15 protein-coding genes are annotated in these 18,176 nt (G+C 72.3%); 9 read left to right on the forward strand and 6 right to left on the reverse strand.

What is annotated here, in order from left to right:
* Positions 1-50: 50 nt before the first annotated feature.
* A complete protein-coding gene (gene secA / locus B6G06_RS07505) occupies positions 51-2,882 on the reverse strand; it encodes a preprotein translocase subunit SecA (RefSeq protein ID WP_080461991.1) in 2,832 nt (943 codons plus the stop codon).
* Positions 2,883-3,170: 288 nt separating this feature from the next.
* Here secA and B6G06_RS10255 point away from each other — a divergent pair, with 288 nt between their 5' ends.
* Together B6G06_RS10255 and hpf are read left to right on the forward strand one after the other, a co-directional pair.
* A complete protein-coding gene (locus B6G06_RS10255) occupies positions 3,171-4,058 on the forward strand; it encodes a ComF family protein (RefSeq protein WP_081171781.1) in 888 nt (295 codons plus the stop codon).
* Positions 4,059-4,318: 260 nt separating this feature from the next.
* Positions 4,319-4,957, forward strand: coding sequence for a ribosome hibernation-promoting factor, HPF/YfiA family (gene hpf, locus B6G06_RS07515; RefSeq protein WP_080461993.1), 639 nt, complete (start codon positions 4,319-4,321; stop codon positions 4,955-4,957).
* A 68-nt stretch (positions 4,958-5,025) separates the two neighbouring features.
* On the opposite strand, the gene B6G06_RS07520 is transcribed toward hpf, so the two are convergent.
* Genes B6G06_RS07520 through mtrA form a run of 3 tightly spaced genes read right to left on the reverse strand, consistent with a single transcriptional unit; the run spans position 5,026 to position 9,263 of the window.
* A complete protein-coding gene (locus B6G06_RS07520) occupies positions 5,026-6,771 on the reverse strand; it encodes an LpqB family beta-propeller domain-containing protein (RefSeq protein WP_081171782.1) in 1,746 nt (581 codons plus the stop codon).
* Positions 6,768-8,579 (reverse strand): MtrAB system histidine kinase MtrB, encoded by a 1,812-nt coding sequence (gene mtrB, locus B6G06_RS07525; RefSeq protein ID WP_268237213.1) that lies wholly within the window; start codon positions 8,577-8,579, stop codon positions 6,768-6,770. The genes B6G06_RS07520 and mtrB overlap by 4 nt, the downstream gene beginning before the upstream one ends.
* Positions 8,580-8,582: 3 nt before the next feature.
* Positions 8,583-9,263: an MtrAB system response regulator MtrA gene (mtrA, locus tag B6G06_RS07530; protein ID WP_080461995.1), complete on the reverse strand. Its 681-nt coding sequence runs from the start codon at positions 9,261-9,263 to the stop codon at positions 8,583-8,585.
* A 192-nt stretch (positions 9,264-9,455) separates the two neighbouring features.
* On the opposite strand from mtrA, the gene B6G06_RS07535 reads away from it, so the two are divergent.
* The 5 genes from B6G06_RS07535 (at position 9,456) to B6G06_RS07555 (ending at position 15,063) form a co-directional block, all read left to right on the forward strand.
* Entirely contained in the window at positions 9,456-10,652 is a 1,197-nt protein-coding gene (locus B6G06_RS07535) for a DUF7847 domain-containing protein (RefSeq protein WP_081171783.1), read from the forward strand.
* Between the two features lie 29 nt (positions 10,653-10,681).
* Positions 10,682-11,416: a DUF4129 domain-containing protein gene (locus tag B6G06_RS07540; protein WP_080461997.1), complete on the forward strand. Its 735-nt coding sequence runs from the start codon at positions 10,682-10,684 to the stop codon at positions 11,414-11,416.
* Positions 11,417-11,457: 41 nt separating this feature from the next.
* A complete protein-coding gene (locus B6G06_RS07545) occupies positions 11,458-12,633 on the forward strand; it encodes a DUF4350 domain-containing protein (protein WP_240494038.1) in 1,176 nt (391 codons plus the stop codon).
* A complete protein-coding gene (locus B6G06_RS07550; RefSeq protein WP_081171785.1) occupies positions 12,630-13,700 on the forward strand; it encodes an AAA family ATPase in 1,071 nt (356 codons plus the stop codon). The genes B6G06_RS07545 and B6G06_RS07550 overlap by 4 nt, the downstream gene beginning before the upstream one ends.
* 70 nt (positions 13,701-13,770) lie before the next feature.
* Positions 13,771-15,063, forward strand: a complete 1,293-nt coding sequence (locus tag B6G06_RS07555; RefSeq protein ID WP_080462000.1) for a DUF58 domain-containing protein — start codon at positions 13,771-13,773, stop codon at positions 15,061-15,063.
* A 113-nt stretch (positions 15,064-15,176) separates the two neighbouring features.
* Here the strand turns inward: B6G06_RS07555 and B6G06_RS07560 are convergent, their stop codons facing one another.
* Positions 15,177-16,190 carry a stage II sporulation protein M gene (locus B6G06_RS07560; protein WP_240494039.1) on the reverse strand — a complete coding sequence of 338 codons (1,014 nt, stop codon included), beginning with the start codon at positions 16,188-16,190 and terminating at the stop codon, positions 15,177-15,179.
* Positions 16,191-16,193: 3 nt separating this feature from the next.
* On the opposite strand from B6G06_RS07560, the gene B6G06_RS07565 reads away from it, so the two are divergent.
* Positions 16,194-17,051 carry an RDD family protein gene (locus B6G06_RS07565; protein WP_081171786.1) on the forward strand — a complete coding sequence of 286 codons (858 nt, stop codon included), beginning with the start codon at positions 16,194-16,196 and terminating at the stop codon, positions 17,049-17,051.
* Between the two features lie 125 nt (positions 17,052-17,176).
* On the opposite strand, the gene B6G06_RS07570 is transcribed toward B6G06_RS07565, so the two are convergent.
* Entirely contained in the window at positions 17,177-17,620 is a 444-nt protein-coding gene (locus B6G06_RS07570) for a DUF3499 domain-containing protein (RefSeq protein WP_081171787.1), read from the reverse strand.
* Positions 17,621-17,713: 93 nt separating this feature from the next.
* Between B6G06_RS07570 and B6G06_RS07575 the strand changes: the two genes are divergently transcribed.
* Complete coding sequence (locus B6G06_RS07575) at positions 17,714-18,175, forward strand: metallopeptidase family protein (RefSeq protein ID WP_229657872.1); 462 nt, start codon at positions 17,714-17,716, stop codon at positions 18,173-18,175.
* Position 18,176: the final 1 nt, after the last annotated feature.

An 18,176-nucleotide genomic window follows, 5' to 3' on the forward strand; every position in this document is an offset into this window, starting at 1 on the left:
ACCCTGCTATCGCACTGCCACGGAGCTCGCCGCCGGGGCAGTGGCACGCGTCAGTGGCGCTTGCGCTTCTTCTTGGCTGCGCGGCGCTCGGCGCGGTTGGCCCCCTGGGGGGCATCATCGTCGCTCGCGGAGGGGACGGCCTCGGCCACGGGGCTCCCGCCGCCCATGGCGGGGGCGGCCCCGCCGTCCTCAGCGGGTCCGGAGTAGGAGACCCGCTGATTCATGGCCTCCTGCCCCATGTCCCCCATCACGGTGCCGCGCGGGCGGCCCGCGGCGGCGGTGGCGTCAGCGGCGGCCACCATGCGGGCGGCATCGGCGGTGCCATCGGCCTCGGCGCGCTCGGCGGCAGCCTTGAAGCGGGCGGCGTTGGCGAAGACCTGCTCGACGGTCTCCTCCCGGATGCCCTCCATCATCGCCTTGAACATGTGGGCGCCCTCATTGGCGTACTCGACGAGCGGGTCCCTCTGGGCCATGGCGCGCAGGCCGATGCCCTCCTTGAGGTAGTCCATCTCGTAGAGGTGCTCGCGCCAGCGCTTGTCGACGACGGCGAGCAGGACCCGGCGCTCCAGGGCGCGCATGGGCTCGTTGCCGAGCTGGGCGCGGGCCAGGGCGTTGCCCTCCATCTGGGCCTCGGCGTCCTCGTAGGCGACGGCGGCGTCCTCGGTGAGCTCGGTGGCCAGGCGCTCGGGGGTGAGGCGGTCGATGCCGCCCACGGCCTCCTCGAGCTCCTCGGCGGTCAGGCCCACCGGGTAGAGGTGACCCAGGTCGTTCCACAGGGCGTCCAGGTCCCACTCGTCGGGGCGCCCCTCGGCGGTGTGGGCGCCCACGATGGTCTCCACCGCCTGGGAGCGGAAGTTGGCCATCTGCGGCTCGAGATCCTCGCCGTCGAGCACGCGGCGGCGCTCGTCGTAGACCTTCTCGCGCTGCTCAGTCATGACGTCGTCGTACTTGAGGACGTTCTTGCGGATCTCGTAGTTGCGGGACTCCACCTGGCGCTGCGCCGAGGCGATGGCGCGCGAGACCATCTTGGACTCCAGGGGGACGTCGTCGGGGTAGGCGCCCGAGGCCATGATGCGCTGGGCCGCGCCGGAGGCGAACATGCGCATGAGGTCGTCCTCCATGGACAGGTAGAAGCGGGACTCGCCGGGATCTCCCTGGCGGCCGGATCGGCCCCGCAGCTGGTTGTCGATGCGGCGGGACTCGTGGCGCTCAGTGCCCAGGACGTAGAGGCCGCCGAGCTCGACGACCTCGTCATGCTCCGCCGAGCAGGCCTCCTTGGCGGCCGCCAGGGCGGCGGGCCAGGCCCTCTCGTACTCCTCGGAGTCCTCCTCCGGGTCGAGGCCGGCCTCCTTGAGGGCGGCCACGGCGATGTGCTCGGCGTTGCCGCCCAGCATGATGTCGGTACCGCGACCGGCCATGTTGGTGGCCACGGTGACGGCGCCCTTGCGCCCGGCGAGCGCCACGACGGCGGCCTCGCGGGCGTGCTGCTTGGCGTTGAGGACCTCGTGGGAGATGCCGCGCTCGGTGAGCATGGTGGAGAGCTGCTCGGACTTCTCCACGCTCGTGGTGCCCACGAGGACGGGCTGGCCCGCCTCGTGGCGCTCCTCGATGTCGTCGACGACGGCGATGAGCTTGGCCTTGACGTTGGTGTAGACGAGATCCGGCTGGTCGACGCGGATCATCGGCTTGTTCGTGGGGATCGGGACGACGCCGATCTTGTAGGTGCCGGCGAACTCGGCGGCCTCGGTCTCCGCGGTGCCGGTCATGCCGCAGCGCGAGCCCTCGGGGTAGAGGCGGAAGTAGTTCTGCAGGGTAATGGTGGCCAGGGTCTGGTTCTCGGCCTTGATCTCCACGCGCTCCTTGGCCTCGATGGCCTGGTGCATGCCCTCGTTGTAGCGGCGCCCGGGCAGGACGCGACCGGTGTGCTCGTCGACGATGAGGACCTCGCCGTCGCGCACGATGTAGTCCTTGTCCCGATGGAAGAGCTCCTTGGCGCGGATGGAGTTGTTGAGGAAGCCGATGAGGGGGGTGTTCTCGGACTCGTAGAGGTTGTCGATGCCCAGGTAGTCCTCGACGCGCTCGATGCCGCGGGCCAGGACGCCCACGGTGCGCTTCTTCTCGTCGACCTCGTAGTCCTTCCCCGCGTTCAGGCGCTCGGCGATGGTGGCGAACTCCTTGTACCACTTGTTGACGTCCCCGGTGGCCGGCCCGGAGATGATGAGCGGCGTGCGGGCCTCGTCGATGAGGATGGAGTCGACCTCATCGACGATGACGAAGGCGTGCCCGCGCTGGACGAGGTCCTCGGGGCGCTGGGCCATGTTGTCGCGCAGGTAGTCGAATCCGAACTCGTTGTTGGTGCCGTAGGTGATGTCGCAGGCGTACTGCTTTCGGCGCTCGGCGGGGGTCTGACCGGTCAGGATGCATCCGGTGGTCAGCCCGAGGAAGCGGTGGATGCGGCCCATGAGGTCGGACTGGTACTCGGCGAGGTAGTCGTTGACGGTGACGACGTGGACGCCCTTGCCGGTCAGCGCGCGCAGGTAGGAGGGCAGGGTGGCGACGAGGGTTTTGCCCTCACCGGTCTTCATCTCGGCGATGTTGCCCAGGTGCAGGGCCACGCCGCCCATGAGCTGGACGTGGTAGGGGCGCATGCCCAGCACTCGGTCAGCGGCCTCGGCGACGGTGGCGAAGGCCTCGGGCAGGAGCTCGTCGAGGGTCTCGCCCTCGTCGTAGCGCTTCTTGAGCTCGTCAGTGGCTTCGCGAAGCTCCTCATCGGTGAACTCGCTGTAGGCGTCGGCGAGGGCCTCCACCTGGGTCGCGAGGGCGTCGAGCCTCTTGAGGGTGCGTCCCTCGCCGATGCGAAGGATCCGGTCGACGATCGACACGCTGCTTACTCCCTTGGACGTGGATGGGCCGCCCAGCCCCGAGGCGCTGGATGAGTCCAGATTGGGCCGGGGGCGCGGGCCTTGCACATGCTAGTGGACCCCCGCCCCGCTCCCCAAGGTGATCGGGGACTCCTCTCCAAACCGAGACCCGGCGCGGTCGGCCCGGCGGCCCCACGGGCCCTGCCGCCGGCGGCCCGCGGGGAACCACAGAGCGCACAGCGCCGCCCTCCCGGCGCGTCTCGTGGGAGCGCCCCATCCGCGGCGCGCCCGCACGTCGAGACTGGCGCCATGACACCACTGGCACGACCGGCATCACCGGCATCACCACCGCGCCCAGGGCCGTGGGCATGGCTCGCCGCCCTCCCCACGGCCCTGGGCCTCGCGCTGCCCGAGGCCTGCGCGGGTTGCGGCCGCTGGGAGACGGCGCTGTGCCCCGGCTGCGCCGCGCTCCTGGACGCGCCCCTGGCCGAGGTCACGAGCGCGGCGGCGGAACTGCGCGTCCACGCCGTCCTGGCCTACGCCGGCCCCGGCCGCGCCCTCATCCTGAATTGGAAGAACGGGGCCCGGGAGGACCTCGCACCGGTGATGGCCGCCGTCGGGGCCCGCGCGGGCGAGCGGTGGGCCGCGCTCTCCGGCTGGCCGGGTGACCGGCGCGACGCCGGGGCGCTCGATCCTCCGCGACTCATCGTGGTCCCCGCCCCCTCCGGGATCGCGCGCCGGGCACGCGGCAGGCTCGTGGCGGCATCCCTGGCCGACGCCATCGCGCAGGGGATCGCGCGGGCGCCGGCGCCCCCTCCTGGCGGGGCGGGCGGCCCCGGCCCTCTCATCGTCAGCGCGGACATCCTGCGGCGGGAGAACGGCCGCGCCTTCCGCGGCGCGCACCAGGCCGGTCTGTCAGCCGCGCAGCGCCGCCGCAACCGCCAACCCCCTCCCCGGGTCCTGGCGGATGCCGGCGGCTGGGACGCGCTCATCGTCGACGACGTCGTGACCACGGGCTCCACGCTGCGCTCCTGCGCCGCAGCGCTGAGAGGCGCTGGCGCCCGGCCGCTCGGGGCCCTCGTCCTGGCGGCGACGCCGCCCCCGGCCCGCACTGCCGCGCGGCTTCCCGGCCCCGCCCCCGCGGGGCTGCCGGGCGGAGGCGAGCGGAGGAGGCGCGCAGCCGCGAAGAGGTTCTGATCCGCTCCGTCCGCCCGGGGCGATCGCGGGCATGGACTGCCTCAGGCGCGCACCCTCATGGTGTAAGTTATGTGTCACAAGGCACATGGGGTGCAAGGGTCCGCCGGCGGATCCGCTCCGCCGGCGAGGACGTCGCGGGGCACTCCCCGCGACGCGCAGGAGGTGAGACCACCGCTCCAGAGCCCGCCGCGAGGCGCGGCGGGTGCCCATCGCATCGGGTCCCGGTTCCCGGGCCGCCCAGGTTCCAGAAAGGTTCCACCATGGACATCACCGTCGTCGGCCGCAACGCTGAGATCAGTTCCCGCCTGCGCGACTACATCGAGGAGAAGGCCACCAAGGTCGAGCAGTTCGATCCCCGCGTCCAGCGCGTCGAGGTCGAGGTCACCCACGAGCGCAACCCGCGCCAGGCGGACACCGCCGAGCGCGTGGAGATCACCGTCATCTCCAAGGGCCCGGTCATCCGCGCCGAGGCCAGCTCCTCCGATCGATTCGCCGCCTTCGACATCGCCATGGGGAAGCTGACCGAGAGACTGCGCCGCGCCCGCGACCGCAAGAAGGACCACCACCGCACCGACACGGTTCCGGCCCCCAAGGACCTCCCCGTGGCGGAGGAGACGGCCGAGGTCGCCGATGAGGCCGAGAAGGTCGACGAGGCCCCGAGAGTGCCCACGGAGAAGGGGGTCGCCGTCGAGTCCCAGCTGGGCGACTCACCCGTCGTCGTGCGCCAGAAGCTCCACGACGCCACGCCGATGACCGTCGAGGAGGCCCTGGACCACATGGAGCTCGTCGGCCACCCGTTCTACGTGTTCATCGAGAAGTCCACCAGGCAGCCCTGCGCGGTCTACCACCGCCACGGCTGGACCTACGGCGTCATCCGCCTCGACGCCCAGGTGCTCTAGGAGCGCCGGGCCCGGGCCCGTCCTCCCCTCGGGAGGGCGGGCCCGGGGCATTCCCGGTCAGGGCACCGTCACACGATGGGGTAGCCGGCGTCCGTGACGGTGGTCGAGATGACGCGCCATGTCCCCGAGGCCCTGCCCCACAACTGGCCGTCGGAGTCCGAGAGCAGCATGGTCTGATCGAGGCAGTTGGCGGCGATTCCGGAGGCGGTGGGCGGGCCCGGGGACCGCGAGGCCTCCAAACCTCCCAAGGAGGCGATCACGAGGCTCGCAGTGCCCTGGCCGTCCTGGGACGGTTCGATGGTGATGAGCTCGGTGCCCGAGTACCAGGCGAGCTCATGGGCGCCCTGCCCCGTCAGGCCGGCCACGGGGTACGGATCGCCCAGGCGCGTGGGACGCCCCTCCCCGTCGCGGATGATCGCCGCGACATCCACTCGCTCGCCGGACTGGTTGGAGGGATCGGCGGCATCGCGATGGCGCACGGCGATCCGATCCGACTCCGCCGAGATATCCATGCTGATCACGCCGCGGCCATCGAGCCAGGCGGCGACCACCTCCGCCCGCACGCCCCGCGCGTCGACGACGATGAGCCTGCCCTGGCTGGCCGTCCATATCCAGCGGTGCCTGTCCTGGCGGGGAGGGAGGAGGTCGGCGGCGTCCGCGGGCGAGTCGCCGACGGACAGGATCGAGGCGGCCTGGGTCCCACCGGGCCCGACCCTCAGGATGCTGGGACCCGAGACGACGCACACGCCCCCATCGACTCCCAGGGAGGGGTGTCGGGCGCCCGTGGTGCCCAGCGTCGAGGGCTGCATGAGCACGGCGCGGGTCGTGCTCGTGCCGCGCACCACCGCGCCGCCGCTCATCCCCACGACCGCGCCCGGTTCCGCGGCGGCGTCGAGAGGGGTGACCTGCGCGGCGAGCCGCTGATCCCCGGCCATGACGATGACGGTGTCGATCCCGCTCACCTCCTTCATAGTGGCGGTGATCTGGGCGACGACGAGCGCCTGGACCTCGGAGTCCCAGGAGGAGGCATCCGCGTGCAGGCGCACGGTGGCCGCTCGGTCCACGACCTTGACGTCCTGGAGTCTCGTCCCGCTGGGGATCGCGGTGGTCGCCACGTCCTTCAACCAGGCGGCGGGCCCCATGAGGAGTGCCTCGAGGGCGGCCTCCTCCAAGCGCTTGCGCGACAGCCAGCGGGGGTCGGGGATGGGGCGGTCGTGCGCGGCGTTGAGGAACCTGATGCTCTGCTGGGTGAAGGCGGTGCGCAGCACGGAGCCCGGCACGACGGCGCCCGGCGGTGGCGAGGCGATCCGCCACTGCCTCCGCGCCGCGGTGACGAGCGTGAGCGTCTCGGAGTAGTCGAGCCCCTGAGCACTCAGCACGCCGGTGGAGTCGAGGCTGCCCTCCAGCCTCCCGGAAATGGAGACCCCGCCGTCATCCGCGCGGCGCACGGTCAGTGGCTCGGTGCCGGAGGCGAGCAGAAGGGGGGTCATGGGCTGCCAGGAGTCGGCCGCGCTATCGACGAGGAACTCGCGCGCGGTGGCGAAGCCGTCGGAGAGCCCGGCGGTGCAGGCCCGCAGGAATCCCTCGACGATCGCCACGGGGTCCGCGCCGTCGACGGGGCCGGGAGCCGTCTGGACGAGGACGTCACTGCCCTCGTCGACGGCGTTGGACTGGAAGACGTCCCCTTCCATGGGGAGGCTGGAGCATGCCGCGAGGGAGCCCGCTCCCCCGACGGCGAGCATCGCGATGGCCGCGCGCCGGCTCGGGAGGCGCGTGGGAGGGGGCGAGTCGTGAGTGCCGCGCGGCGCGCTCACGACGGCCTCCCGCCGGACACCTCCGGGGTTCGGGCCGTGGGCGCCTGGCCGGGGGCGATGACGGTGACGTGCCCCGGGGCGACGGGGGCGTCGGCGACGGCCAGGGGCACCTCCCCATCCCCGTGGGGGCGCGCCGAGCGGCGCGAGACGGGCCCGGGTCCGAGGACGGTCCCGGTGACGGCCTCGGGGGCTCGGCGGGGCTTGACACGCGCGACGGCGGGGGCGTCGTCGGGGATGCAGGGCAGGGGGCCGGGCTCGGAGTAATGGCCGGGGGTCCCGCCCTCGCCGAGCTCGCGCGGGAGGGTGAGGAGGAAGGAGGCGCCGTCGGCGGGCCACCCCCAGGCCTGGAGGGAGCCCCCGTGGAGATGGGCATCCTCGGCGGAGATCGACAGGCCGAGCCCCGTGCCCCCCAGGGTGCGCTTGCGGGAGGGATCAGCGCGGTAGAAGCGGTCGAAGACGCGCCCGACCACGTCAGGGCTCATGCCTACGCCGTGGTCGCGCACGCGCACGGCGACGGCGTCGTCGTTGACCGCCATGGTGATATCGATCGGGTTGGACTCGGCGTGCTCGATCGCGTTGAGGATGAGGTTGCGCAGGATCCGCTGGACGCGCACGGAGTCGACCTCCGCCGTGGCGGGCTCATCGGGGGCCTGGAGGCGGATCTCGCAGCCCGAGGACTGGATGTGCACCTCATTGTCCTCCAGGACGCCGGACAGCAGGTCGCGCAAGTCCACCTCATCCGAGCGCAGCGTGACCCGCCCGGAGTCGATCCTGGAGATCTCGAGCAGGTCGGTGAGCATCGTCTGGAAGCGGTCGACCTGGCCGTGCAGCAGCACCGCGGCGCGGCGCACGAGGGGGTCCTCGATCTCCTCGCGCAGCTCGAAGATGTGCTCTGCCGCCATCTTGATCGTGGTCAGCGGGGTGCGCAGCTCATGGGAGACGTCGGAGACGAACAGCTGCTGGGAGACGGACATGGCGTTGAGCCGGTCGATCTGGGACTGGATGGACTCCGCCATCGTGTTGAAGGACGTGGCCAGAGCCGCGAGCTCGTCCTCCCCGTTGACGGCCAGGGGCTTATCGAGGCGCCCCTCCGCCAGGCGCTTGGCGGCCAGGGAGGTCCGCCGCACGGGGATGAGGACGCGCCAGGTGAAGACCGCCACCGCCAGGATGATGATGAGGAGGAAGCCGACCCCTGTGAGGACCACGGAGCGCTTGACCGTGTCCACCACCTGCTGCTGGGACTCCAGGGAGTAGACGATGTAGAGCTCGTAGTCCCCGGCCAGCGGCATGGAGACGCGCGATCCGACCACCATCCCGGACACGGTTCCGGCGCGCTCCCCGGGAACGCTCACGGACTGCCAGTACTGCCGGCCGATCCGGCCATTGCGGACCTCGCGCTCCATGCGATCCGTGATGAGATCGGTCAGGCGGTCATCGGTGGCCAGAGTGTTGATGGCCACCGATGACGACTCCCCGCTGCCCTGGACGACGGCTCCGATCGCCCCGGCGCCCGACGCGGAGTCGCTGATCCCCGACAACTCGGCTTGAATCGCCGCGGAGACCTCCTCGGAGGTGGAGGCCACCGTCGTCGCCAGGGCGGCCTGGGCGGCGACGATGCGCTGATGAGCGTTGGCCAGGATCGCGTCGCGCCGGTCGTTGAAAACGTTCTGGTGGATGGTGACGTTGACGATGCTCAACAGGATGGCGGTGGCCAGGGCCCCGATGATGACCGCGCCCAGGGTCATCCTGGCGACCAGGCTGTGCCGGAAGAGGAGGATCGGGCGCCATCGGGCGCGCCGGGAGCGCACGGGTCAGCGGGCGTCGCCGGCGCGGTACCCGACGCCGCGGACTGTCAGAACGATGGTCGGGTGCTCGGGATCCTGTTCGATCTTGGCGCGCAGGCGCTGGACGTGCACATTGACGAGCCGGGTGTCCGCGGTGTGCCGGTAGCCCCAGACCTTCTCCAGGAGCTCCTCGCGGGTGAAGACCTTCCAGGGGGTGCGGGCGAGGGCCAGGAGCAGGTCGAACTCGAGGGGGGTGAGGGCGATGCGCTGATCGCCACGGCGGACCTCGTGCCCGGCGACGTCGATATCGAGGTCGCCGGCGCGCACGTGCTCGGCCACGGGGTCGACGCCCCGGCGCAGGCGGGTGCGGATGCGGGCGAGGAGCTCCTTGGAGCGGAAGGGCTTGGTGACGTAGTCATCGGCGCCGGCCTCCAGCCCGGCCACGACATCCATCGTGTCGGTGCGGGCTGTCAGCATGATGATGGGGACGTCGGACTCGGCGCGGATGAGGCGGCAGACCTCGACGCCGTCGAGGCCGGGGAGCATGAGGTCGAGAAGCACCAGGTCTGGCGTGTTCTCGCGGAAGGCCTCGAGCGCCCGCGAGCCGTCCGTGCAGAACGACGGCGTGCACTCCTCAGCCTCGAGCATGATCCCGATCATCTCGGCCAGGGCGGTGTCGTCATCCACGACGAGGATATTGGTGCTCATGGGGCGTATCTTGGCACGACCATCCCACCTGGGAACACGCTGACACCCCGACTGATTCCTCCTTGTGATATGCGGGGCGCCTCCCGGGCCCGCTGAGGGCACGGTCTCCTCTGGGCCGCCCATGGGCCGAGACCCCCTGATTCCTCCTCTGGATGGAGGAGAGCGCTGCGCCGCGCGTGACAGCATGGGGGCATGAGCAATGACAGCAGTCACTGGCTGCCCCCCTCTCAGCCCGATACCGAGGACCCTAAGGGCATCGGTACCGGCGGCGAGCAGCCGGCACCGGACTCGCCGGGCGCGAGCGGCACTCCCGCGCGGCCCGCCTATGGCGCCTACGGGACCCCGCCCGCCGGTCAGGCGCCGTCGGCCGAGGGCATGGTCGGCGATCCCCACTGGGGCGCGCAGGGCTTCTTCGTGGCCCCCAAGCCGGGCGTCATCCCCCTGCGGCCGCTGGGCATCGGGGACATCATCTCCGGCGCCTTCGAGTCGATGCGCGCCAATCCCAGGGCGATGTTCATCCCGGCACTGCTGACCATGGCGGTCGTCGGCGCGATCAACGCCGTCGGCAGCTACTCCCTGGGGAACTCCCTGCTGACCATCATCCCGGACCCGGGAACGAGGGAAGCGCTCACCCCCGAGGAGGCTGTGGCGCAGCTGCCCGCCCTCCTGCTCGGCCTGGCGTCCCAGCTGGGCTCGCTGGTCCTGACTTTCCTGGCGACGACCGTGCTGTCCGGACTGCTCATCATGACCGTCTCCCGCTCCGTCCTGGGCAGGGTCGTGAGCCCGAGCGAGGTATGGGGCCGGGTCAGGGGTCGGATGTGGGCCCTCATCGGGCAGGCGGCGCTCATCAGCCTCATCTCCTTCGCCACCGTCGCGGTCCTCGGGGGACTGGCCCTCCTGGCGGTCTACGGCATCATCAGGGATGCGAGCTCATCCCTCCCACCGGTCCTGGCCCTGCTCGTCATCCTGACCGCCTTCGCGGTCGCGATCCTGGCCATCGCGCTGTCCGGAGTGTTCCTGGTCCGTTTCACCTGCGCCCCCAGCGCGCTCATCCTGGAGGATATCGGGATCATCGAGTCGCTCAAGCGCTCCTGGCGCCTGAGCCGGGGCTCCTTCTGGCGGGTACTCGGCACCTTCCTGCTGGCCATGCTCATCACCCAGATCGCCTCGAGCCTGGCGACGCTCCCGATCTCCCTACTGGCCTCCGCCAACGTGCTCGTCGGGAGCAGCACTCTCCCCCTCATGGCGGCCCTGCAGGTCTTCTTGGCCAATCTCGTCCAGGCGATCATCCTGCCGTTCAGCGCCGCGGTGTCCGCCTTGATCTACATCGACCTGCGCATGCGGGGCGAGGGCCTCGACGTCGAGCTGCGCCGCGCGGCCCAGGCCTGAACCATGGCGGAGCGGTGGCGGGATCACGCATGATCGCATTGGAGACGGCGGCCTTCCAGGACTGGGGCGCGCCGGGAGGGCTCGCCCGCGCGGGGGGCCCGCCGGCGACGCCGGATGCCTCGCAGGCCGGCGAGGCGGCCCGGCGCGAGCTGGCGAAGCCCGCCTACGCCGAGAGGACCGACCCGCTGACGGCGATCTGGCAATGGCTCCAGCACCATATCGATCTCGGCTCGGTCATCCCCGGCATCCCGCCGTGGGCCTCCGTGACGATCGTGGTCCTCGCGCTGACGGCCCTCATCGTCATCATCGGCGCGATGGCGAGGCGGGTCACGATCGCCAGGCTCAGCGGCGACGTCCGCGGCCCGCTGTTCGAGGACGACCGCGACGCGGCCGCCCTGACCAGCACCGCGGACCTCGCCGCTAATCGGGGCGACTTCGCCACCGCGGTCGTCGACCGCTTCCGGGCGATCATCCGCTTCCTCGATGAGCTCTCCATCCTCGAGGACTACCCGGGGTTGACCTCCCACGAGGCGGCCGCGCTCGCCGCGAGCGCGCTGCCCGAGCTGTCCGCCGACCTCCACACCGGCGCCCGCCTCTTCGACGCCGTTCGCTACGGGGACGTGGTGGCCAGCCCGGATGAGGACGCCTGGATGCGGGCCCTGGCTGGCGACGTCGAGGCCCAGGCGGGCCGCGCGCAGCCGGGCGCCAGGGCCCGCGCCGGACGCCCCGCTGGCGCTCCGACCGCGAGCGGGGCGCGCCGGTGACCCCCATTGGGGCGCGCCCCGGGACCGCGCCCCTCGTCCCAGTGCCCCCGGAGCCAGGGCCGGCGGGCGCGGGTGGGGGCCAGGTCATCGGCGCGACCATCCATCAGCGCCTGCGCTCCTGGAGGCCAGGGCTCCTCGCGCTGCTCGCCCTGCTCGTCCTGGTCATCCTCGCCCAGGCCCTCAAGCCCCCTGAGTCGACCGAGCCGCTGGCCATCGACAACCCGCACTCGAATGGGGCGAAGGCCCTCACGGCCCTCGTGGGCGAGTGGGGCGTCGAGGTCGATGCCGTCTCGACCGCGCGCGCCGCGCGCGAGGCCTCAGCCGAGGGCGCGACCGTCGTCCTCATCAACGCCGGGCGCCTCAGCGACGAGGAACGGGAGCGGCTCGCCTCGGCCGGCGGCGACGTCGTCGTCCTCGGCGCCCTCGACAACAACCTCGGGGGGCTCACCGAGCTCACGCCCAGCGGCGTCAGCGCCGCCCCCGGCGCCACTGTCAGCGCCCAGTGCGGCGACGTCGACGCCCAGGCCGCGGGGACCATCCCGGCCGGGCGCGGTTCGGTGGGACTGGGCGGCGCGGAGGGGGCCACGGGCTGCTTCCCCGTCGCCGACGGCATGTACGGCTACGCCACGGCGCCGCTCCCCTCGGGCGGGACTCTGCGCGTCCTGGCCTGGCCCGACACCGCGATGAACTCCCAGCTGACCGATCAGGGGAACGCGGCGCTGGCGATCCGCGCGATCGGCGTCTCCAAGCGCGTCGTGTGGTACGACGCCGCTCAGGCGCGGAGCCGGAGCATCTGGGACGAACCATCGATGCCCCGCTTCCTGCCGGTCGTCCTGGTGCAGTTGACCATCGCGGCGCTCGCCCTGGCCATCGTCCAGGGCCGCCGGTTCGGACGCGTCGTCGTCGAGGATCTGCCCGCCGTCGTGCGCTCCACGGAGACCACGATCGGCAGGGGCCGCCTCTACCGGCGAGCCCGGGACCGCGGCCGTGCCGCCACCGCCCTGCGCGCGGGGACGGCCCTGCGCCTCGGCAAGCGCCTCGGGCTGCCCACGGGCGCCGGGCGAGGCGAGCTCATCGACGCCCTGTGCCGTGACGGGCGCCTGCGGCCGGCCGACGTCGACCGCATCCTCTACGGCCCCACGCCCCCCGACGACCGGTCCCTCTCGGACCTGGCCGCCCAGCTCGACCGACTCGAGAGCGAGGTCCACTCATCATGAGCACCACTGACACCGGCCGACCCGATCAGGCCGATCGCTCCCCCGCGGCGCCGGCCCCGCCTGGAAGCCCGAACGCTTCCGGTGCCCCCGGAAGCGCTCGGAGGGCGGAGAGCGCCGGCCCCGATCCCCGCTCCCGCCTCGTCGCCCTGCGATCGGAGATCGGCAAGGCGGTGGTCGGCCAGGATGCCGCCATCACCGGGCTGGTCATCGCCCTCCTGGCCGACGGGCACGTCCTGCTCGAGGGCGTGCCCGGCGTGGCCAAGACACTGCTCGTGCGCTCCCTGGCCCGGGCCCTCGCGATCGGAACCAAGCGCGTGCAGTTCACGCCGGACCTCATGCCCGGAGATGTCACCGGCTCCCTCATCTACGACGCCCGCAGCGCCGAGTTCTCCTTCCGCGCGGGGCCGGTCTTCACCAACCTGCTGCTGGCTGACGAGATCAACCGCACTCCCCCCAAGACGCAGGCGGCCCTCCTGGAGGCCATGGAGGAGCGCCAGGTGAGCGTCGACGGCGATCCCCGCCCCCTGCCCTCGCCCTTCATGGTGATCGCCACCCAGAACCCCGTCGAGTACGAGGGGACATACCCGCTGCCGGAGGCCCAGCTGGACCGATTCCTCCTCAAGCTCGTCCTGCCCCTGCCCGAGCGCGGTCAGGAGGTGGAGGTCCTGAGCCGCCATGCCGGTGGCTTCAACCCTCGTGACCTGGCGAGCGCGGGCCTGACGGCGGTCGCCGACCCCGCCGATCTCCTCGCGGCCCGCGAGCAGGTGCGCGACGTCGGCGCCTCCCGGGAGGTCCTGGGCTACATCGTCGATCTCGTGCGCGCCACGCGCGAGGCGCCCTCGGTGTCCCTGGGGGTCTCCCCCCGCGGCTCGACCGCTCTGCTCGCGGCCGCGCGCGCCTGGGCCTGGCTCTCCGGGCGCGCCTTCGTCACCCCCGACGACGTCAAGGCGCTGGCGCTGCCCGTCCTGCGCCACCGCATCGGGCTGCGCGCAGAGGCCGAGCTCGAGGGCGTGACGGCGGAGGCGATCGTCACCGGCGTCCTGCGCTCCGTCCCCGTCCCCCGCTGAGCCCCATGCGCGAGCCCCGGGCCTTTCATCGATTCCCGCCCTCCACGGCGCCGCTGAGGGGAGAGCCGCCATGTTCCTAGCGCGGCGCACGGCCGTCGTCCTCGCCCTCGGCGCGCTCCCCGGCCTGATCTGGCCCCGGCCCGCGACCATCGCGGTCGTCCTGGCCGCCACCGTGATCGCGGTGGGAGCCGATGCGCTGCTGGCCGCGTCGCCGCGAGATCTGCGCGTCCGGCGGAGCCTGGACGGCGCCATCATGCTCGGCGAGACCGCCACCGCCACCCTGACTGTGACGAACACCGGCTCGCGGACCGCGGTGGCCGAGGTCCGCGACGCCTGGGCGCCGTCGGCCGGGGCGGCCGGTGAGCGCAGTCGAATGACGATCCCGGCCGGGCAGCGGCGCCGGACCCGCACCGCACTCACGCCCACGCGGCGCGGGGATCGACGGGCCGATCTCGTCACCGTGCGGCTGCTCGGCCCACTGGGGCTCGCCGGGCGCCAGGCCTCCCTGGTCGCCCCCGCGCGCCTGAGGGTGCTGCCGCCCTTCGCCTCCCGTCGCCACCTGCCCAGCAAGCTTTCCCGCCTGCGCGAGCTGGATGGGCGCAGCGCCGTGATGGTGCGCGGCGCAGGGACGGAGTTCGACTCACTGCGCCAGTACGTCGTCGGCGATGACGTGCGCTCCATCGACTGGCGCTCGACAGCGCGCCGAGGGGAGGTCGTGGTGCGGACCTGGCGCCCCGAGCGGGACCGCCGCGTCCTCATCGTCCTGGACACCGGGCGCCGGGCGGCGGCGAGGCTGGGGGACGCGCCCCGGCTCGATGCCCAGATGGAGGCCGCTCTGCTCCTGGCCGCCCTGGCCTCGCGGGCCGGCGACCGCGTGGACGCCCTCGCCGTCGACAGCGCCGTGCGCGCCCAGGTGCGGGGCGCGTCCGGCGCCTCCCTCATGAGCTCGCTCGCCGACGCCTTCGCCCCTCTCGAGGCCTGCCTGGTGGAGACGGACTGGTCGCTGATGACCTCGGCAGTGCGCCGGCTGCTCCCCCAGAGGTCGCTCGTCGTCATCCTGACCGGGATCGATGGCTCCGCCACCGATGCGGATATGCTGCACGCGACCTCCGCGCTGGCCAAGGATCACTTGCTCATCATCGCCTCGGCTCTCGACCCCGGGCTCGCCGAGCTGCGGGCGGAGAGGGGCGACCCCGTCTCCGTCTACACGGCCGCCGCCGCCGAGAGCGATCTCGTCGAGCAGCACGCGGTGCGCGCTCACCTGGCCCGCTCGGGGGCCGAGGTCGTCCAGGCCGATCCTGCAGGGCTGGCACCGGCCCTGGCCGACGCCTACCTCGCGCTCAAGGCCTCTGGACGGTTATGACGGCGGCAAGGAGTATGGGAGCGCCGAGCCCGCTCCCGGCACTGGCTGGGCGCCCGGGGCGGGGGCGGGCTCGGCGCCCTGCGGGCATCGTGTCCGGGGGCGGCGCCTGCCGCTCAGCCCGCCTCGGACGCGGCGTAGCCCATCTCATCGACGCGCACGACGTCGTCGCCACCGGCGAGGGCGCGCTCGGCGCGGCGCCCCAGGACGAGCACGGCCGCCCACAGGACCGCCAGGGCGAGCAGCCCCAGTGCCGCCTTGAGCAGCCACGGGATCCGCGCCGCGGTGACGAAGCCCTCCAGGAGCCCGGCGATGGCGAGCGCTCCCGTCAGCCCCACCGCAGCGGTGATGAGCAGCCGGCCGTCCTCGGCGAGCGCCCGTCCACGAGAGCGCGGTCCGGGGGCGAGAAGGGCCCAGAAGAGCCTGAGGCCCACACCGCCCGCGAAGAACACGCAGGTCAGCTCCAGCAGTCCGTGCGGGATGATGAGCGCGAGGAAGTGGAGGAAGCGATCATGGTCGGCCATGACGGCGCCGCTCCGGCCGAGGGCCATGGCATTGATGAGCACGAGGAAGGCGGGCACGACGCCGGTGATGCCCGCACCGATGCAGATCGCCGCGATCCGGGCATTGTTGGTCCACACCAGGGCGGAGAACTCGTGGGAGTCGTAGGTGGAGTAGTAGTCCTCGAAGCTCTGGTCGGCGTACCTGTCCAGCGCGCCGGGCGTCCCGAGGGCGCCCATGGCCTCCGGGCTGCGCAGGGTCCACAGGCCGACGACGACGGCGATCGCCGTGAACGCGGTACCCACGCCGATGGCCCACCAGCGCGCCCGGTAGAGGGCGAGGGGGATCGTCTGCGTGAGGAATCGGGTGATATCCCTGACCCGGATCTCCCGGGGGCCGGTGATCCTCCCCCTCGCTCGGGCCACCCGCGCCGACATCTCGGCGATGAGCTGGGGGTCGGGCGCGGTCGTTCTCAACCGGGACAGGTGCTGCGCGGTGATCCTGTACAGGATGACGAGCTCATCGGCCTGGGCGCCGCTCAGGCGGCGCTTCGCGGCCAGTGCGTCCAGCCGCTCCCACTCATCGCGGTGCGCGGCAGTGAAGGCATCGATATCCACAGTTAGGAGCATGGCATGGAGGATGAAACGATGGCCTCATCCGAGCGGATGATGGAGGAGGTCCGGATCGTCACGGGCGAGGCGGTGCTCCTCGACGCCGCCCCGGCCTCGGTCGCAGTGCGCATGCTCAGCGGCCTCATCGACTACGGCCTGGTGATGGTTGGGCTTGTCCTGTCCCTCATCACGCTCGTGTCACTGCGGCCCATGAGCGCGGCGGCCCCGGATCCACTGATAGTCATCGCAGTCTCACTGATCCTCCTGACCTGGCTCGTCGTCCTGCCGCTGACGATCGAAACCGTCTCGCGAGGCTCCTCCATCGGCCGGTGGGTCCTGGGGTTGCGAGTGGTGCGGGACGATGGCGGTGCCGTGAGGCTGCGCCACTGCCTGGTCCGCGCGCTCGTGGGCATCATCGAGATCTACGCTGCCTTGGCGACACTGGCGATCGCCTCGTGCGCGGTGACCAGGCGCGGCAAGCGGCTGGGGGATCTGCTCGCGGGGACCTACGTGGTCCGTGATCAGGTGGAGACGGCCGCGGCACCGCCGATCCTCATGCCGCCCGAGCTCGCGTCCTGGGCGGAGCAGGCGGATCTGCGCGCCCTGCCGGGGGACCTGGCGCTGGTCGCGCGGACCTTCCTGCAGCGAGCCTCGACGATCGAGCCCCGTTCGCGGGAACGGATCGGCGCCGAGCTCGCCGCGAGTATCTCCCCCAGCGTCTCACCCCCGCCGCCGGAGGGCACGCACCCGGAGAGATTCCTCGCGGCCGTGCTGGCGGAGCGGCGGGATCGCAAGCTCGCCCTGGCATGGAAGGACCGGCGCGCAGCCGAGTCGACTCGCGCCCGGATGGCCCTCCTGCCCCACGGCATCGGCGAGTAGGAGGGCATCCCACCCCAATCACCCATCACCCCTTCTTATGAGCGAGACCGGTCGATATCAGGATTGAAACCGGTTCGGTAACCGGTTTCAATCCTGATATCGACCGGTCTCGCAGGAAGAGAGGGTCAGTCCTCCTTCTCGCCGCGCAGGACCCGGAGATGTCCGCGGCGGGCGATCTCCCCGTCCCCGAGACCCGTGAGGTGGTCGGGCAGGACGTTGGGATCGTGGGTGAGCGGGGCCGGCATGATGCCGCCGGGGCGGCCCACGCGCTCGGCGGGCCGGGCCGGGGGCCTGGGAGCGCGCGAGGCCTCGCGAACGGCATCGGCCAGGGCGAGCAGGTCGTCCTCCGACGGCGGCGCGGGAGCGAACTCGGTGGCCAAACGGATGATCTGCCACCCCCTGGGGGCGGTGAAGGACTCGACGTGCTTGGTGCACAGGTCGTAGGCCTCGGGCCGGCGCTCCGTTGACAGCGGTCCGATGACGATCGTGGAATCCGCGTAGACGCTGGTGAGCGTCGCGACAGCAGGGTTCTCGCAGCCGGGCCGCCGGCAGCTCCTCACATTCCTCACCAGCGCAGGTTATCGCGCCCGGCCAAGCGAATCACTCCGGGCGACGGCGGGGCGCGCACGGCCGCCCCTCGGCCCGGCACGTATGGTGGCCGCGTGAGACGCTCCCGCCCTTTCCAGCCCCGAGCCCTCCCGGCCCCGGCCCCGAGATCGGCCAGGCGCCACCGGGACCGTCACGGGCACGGCCTGCGCGGCCCGCTCATGCCCCCGGTGCTGCCGGCCTGGCGGACCCGTGCCGAGCTCTTCGACACCCTCGTCATCGAGGTCGCCGACGATCTGGCCCGGAGGCACCCCTTCGTCGCGGATGTGCAGTTCGCCGTCGAGGAGGTTCCCCCCTCCGACCCCGCGCCCTGGGAGCCGGGGATCGTCCTGGGGCGCGGTTTCGCTCCGGAGCCCCGCGCGGGGCTGCCCGGGCGGGTGGTGGTCTACCGCAGGCCCGTGGTCTCCCGGACCCGGGACATCACCGAGCTGCGCGCGCTCGTGCGCCACGTCGTCGTCGAACAGGTCTCAACAATGATGGGCCGCCGCCCGGAGGAGATCGACCCGAACTTCTTCTGAC

This window comes from Actinomyces gaoshouyii (assembly GCF_002076915.1).
Classification (GTDB): domain Bacteria; phylum Actinomycetota; class Actinomycetes; order Actinomycetales; family Actinomycetaceae; genus Actinomyces; species Actinomyces gaoshouyii.

Bases quoted from the DNA above. Each gene is read 5' to 3' on its own strand.
- B6G06_RS07535 (WP_081171783.1), top strand. From the start codon at position 9,456: ATGAGCAATGACAGCAGTCACTGGCTGCCCCCCTCTCAGCCCGATACC.
- B6G06_RS07560 (WP_240494039.1), bottom strand. From the start codon at position 16,190: ATGCTCCTAACTGTGGATATCGATGCCTTCACTGCCGCGCACCGCGAT.
- B6G06_RS07565 (WP_081171786.1), top strand. From the start codon at position 16,194: ATGGAGGATGAAACGATGGCCTCATCCGAGCGGATGATGGAGGAGGTC.
- mtrA (WP_080461995.1), bottom strand. From the start codon at position 9,263: ATGAGCACCAATATCCTCGTCGTGGATGACGACACCGCCCTGGCCGAG.
- B6G06_RS07540 (WP_080461997.1), top strand. From the start codon at position 10,682: ATGATCGCATTGGAGACGGCGGCCTTCCAGGACTGGGGCGCGCCGGGA.
- B6G06_RS07555 (WP_080462000.1), top strand. From the start codon at position 13,771: ATGTTCCTAGCGCGGCGCACGGCCGTCGTCCTCGCCCTCGGCGCGCTC.
- hpf (WP_080461993.1), top strand. From the start codon at position 4,319: ATGGACATCACCGTCGTCGGCCGCAACGCTGAGATCAGTTCCCGCCTG.
- B6G06_RS07550 (WP_081171785.1), top strand. From the start codon at position 12,630: ATGAGCACCACTGACACCGGCCGACCCGATCAGGCCGATCGCTCCCCC.
- B6G06_RS10255 (WP_081171781.1), top strand. From the start codon at position 3,171: ATGACACCACTGGCACGACCGGCATCACCGGCATCACCACCGCGCCCA.